The sequence below is a fragment of the Psychroflexus salis genome (assembly GCF_014640175.1).
GTDB lineage: Bacteria > Bacteroidota > Bacteroidia > Flavobacteriales > Flavobacteriaceae > Psychroflexus > Psychroflexus salis.
The window spans coordinates 1-1,200 of sequence record NZ_BMGL01000028.1 but is presented as its reverse complement, the minus strand read 5'-3'; the positions used below and the strand labels follow the sequence as shown (position 1 = coordinate 1,200).

3 protein-coding genes are annotated in these 1,200 nt (G+C 25.5%); all 3 read right to left on the bottom strand.

Going from position 1 to position 1,200, the window contains the following annotated elements; all coding sequences use genetic code 11:
• Positions 1-61: 61 nt before the first annotated feature.
• Positions 62-211, bottom strand: coding sequence for a hypothetical protein (locus IEV63_RS13040; protein WP_229737267.1), 150 nt, complete (start codon positions 209-211; stop codon positions 62-64).
• A gap of 262 nt (positions 212-473) precedes the next feature.
• Positions 474-602, bottom strand: coding sequence for a hypothetical protein (locus IEV63_RS13085; RefSeq protein WP_262890069.1), 129 nt, complete (start codon positions 600-602; stop codon positions 474-476).
• A 295-nt stretch (positions 603-897) separates the two neighbouring features.
• A partial coding sequence (locus tag IEV63_RS12895) for a T9SS type A sorting domain-containing protein (RefSeq protein WP_188407227.1) occupies positions 898-1,200 on the bottom strand: 303 nt, incomplete at its 5' end.

Sequence of the window (1,200 nt, the reverse complement as noted above, 5' to 3'; positions counted from 1 at the left end):
AAAAAATAACCATGCTTTATGAAAAGCATGGTTATTTTTAAATAATTGAATATAAAACTAATTAAAAGCTTTGCCTAACTTGTTCTAATTCTTTTTCTAACCTCAGTTCTTCTTGGTAAAAGAAGAACATGAGTATTAGTGATAAAATTATTCCTATGATTAAGGTTGCTGCTGCTAAATCTAGCCAAGTTATTTTTTTTATAGTTTTCAAAATATTAAATCATTTTTATTAGTATTAATGCCTAAAAAAAACCGCAAATAAATAAGCCTAAGTTATGGTAAATGCTTACTTATACTTGGTATGTATGGTTTAAATAATTGTAGTTAAATATAAAGCTTTACAATAAGCTTTGTAATTTAGTTAGGAGTAAAAAAAGTATTACTAAAAAGCAACACCATATAATTTTTTTGTCTGAATAGTTTATTAACAACTCTTTTTATTGAGATTCTAATTTGGAAAAAACAGACTGTTTCTAATTTTTCTCTTGAAGCGATTTGTCTTTTAATTTTTTTAGATAATTAAATTCCTTAGCATCTTTTATATCTAAGTAAACAAGTCTTGCAAAAGCCAAAAGGAAAATACTTACAAATGCATATATCATAACGAATTTTATTTTAAATAATATTCTAGATTAAAAGATTTGCAATACTATTTTATTAATAATCTTAAATAACTCCTATTGATACACCTAAAAAAACCAAAACAATTTTGGTGCTTAGGATATATCATCTTTTTACATAATTTTAAATAAAACCAAAAAACATCTTTTAAACCTTGTGGTTTCATCGTAAGATCTTTAGATGTTTAGAATACTAGGTTAAGTTTTTAAGTGAAATAAATTAAAATAGCTTGCCTATTTTAATTATTTAAAATAGGCAAGCGTAAAATAATGTGTTTTATTTCTTGATTAATTTCTTTGTTAGAATATTTCCTAAGTCGTCTTTTAGTCTAAGCATATATAGTCCAGCAGAAAGTTCTGAAATCTGGATTATTTGCTCTCTACTAGTCTTAATTAGTTTACCTGTTAAGTCGAAAATCATAACTTCAGAAATAGTAAAGCCTTCAGCTTCAATTGTAACTTGGGTTGATGCTGGGTTTGGATATAAACTAACCATACTAGCTTTGAATTCTGTTGTACTTAATGTATCTACTACTGTTACTTCTACTGTGTAATCTATGGTGTTACCATTTGCATCTAC